The sequence below is a fragment of the Kitasatospora sp. NPDC091257 genome (assembly GCF_044757675.1).
Classification (GTDB): domain Bacteria; phylum Actinomycetota; class Actinomycetes; order Streptomycetales; family Streptomycetaceae; genus Kitasatospora; species Kitasatospora lactacystinica.
This window is the reverse complement of record NZ_JBIVVI010001731.1, coordinates 1-1,348: the sequence shown is the minus strand read 5'-3', so window position 1 is coordinate 1,348 and position 1,348 is coordinate 1. Positions and strand designations below refer to the sequence as shown.

Annotated in this window: 1 protein-coding gene; it reads left to right on the top strand. The window is 76.2% G+C overall.

Going from position 1 to position 1,348, the window contains the following annotated elements:
- Positions 1-263: 263 nt before the first annotated feature.
- Positions 264-1,348, top strand: a 1,085-nt coding sequence (locus ACIQOV_RS41610) for a S41 family peptidase (protein ID WP_401056367.1), incomplete at its 3' end; no start/stop codon positions are given.

Genomic DNA, 1,348 nt, shown 5'->3' with positions numbered 1-1,348 from the left:
GCATCCGCAGCGGCACCTGACGGGTGAGATCCGTGGGGAGGCGAGTAGAGCGCGGAGGGGGCTCCGGGCCGGTGGCGCCGGCGCCGTTGCGGGGGCGGGTACGCCGTAGGGCGGAGGCGGTGGCGGGCCGGTGTACTTCCCTGGTCGGGGTCCGGACCGGTCCGCGGGTTGACGCGTGGCGGCCGGGCGGTCCGTACCGTCGAGCCGTGGGTGGCGGAGGGGTTCCGCGGGGGCGGCCCGGGGATGGAGGGCATGGGCTCGGTATGGGGAGTGGACAGGGGAGGTCGGCGGCCCGGGTGGCGGGCGTCGCGGTGGTCGCGCTCGCGCTCACGGCGGGAACGGCGGGAACGGCGGGAACGGCGGGGGCAGCCGCCCCGGCGGGAAGCAGTGCGGGGCGGCCGGGCGTCGACCGGCTGGAGGGTGTCTGGCGGACGGACGGGTACGGCACGATCGTCGAGATCCGCGGGACCGCCCTCGCCACCTACGACGTCACCCGGAACAGCTGCACCCCCGGTGTGACCTCCGCCGAACGGTTCGGCGCGCCCCTGCCCGGCGGCGCCGTCCGCTACGGCACTCCCGGGGAGCCGTTCGCCGAGCTGACCGTCACCCCGCGCGGGCGCCACCGGGCCGTGTACGCCAAGGACTCGGGCACCGGCACCCGGACGCTGGAACGGCTGCCCGGCGGGCTGCCGGCGCGGTGCGCGCTGCCGGTCTCCGAGGATCCCGTCGCGGTGTTCGACCGGTTCTGGGACAGCTTCGAGGAGAACTACCCCTTCTTCGCCGTCAAGGGCGTCGACTGGCACGCCGCGCGGGCGGCGTACCGGCCGACGGTCACCGCGGAGAACCTGGTGGACACGATCATCGCCATGGTCAAGCCGCTCCGGGACTCGCACGTCGCCCTGCTGCGTGCGCGTCCCGGCGGCGGGTACACCACCTTCTTCCGGGAGATGCGGGACGGCACGGTGGCGCCGACCGCGCAGCTGCTGGCCGCCGTCCTGCCGCCGATCGGCGCCCAACTGGCCGTCCCCGAGCAGCCGTTCGGCAACGGTCTCCTCGGGGTCGGCGAACTCCCGGACGGCCTCGGCTACGTGCGGGTGAGCGCGTTCGGCGACTACGTCGACGGGGCTGGTCAGCGGGACCAGGAGGCCGAGCTCGACAGGGCCGTCGACGCCCTGCTCGGCCGGCCCCGCGCCACGCCCCTGCGCGGGGTGGTGATCGACGCCCGGGTGAACGCCGGCGGCTCGGACGCGCTGGCCGTGCGGCTCGCCTCCCGGTTCACCGACCGGCCGTACCAGGCCTACCGGAAGGTGGCCCGCAACGACCCGGCCGACCCGGGCGCCTTCACCCG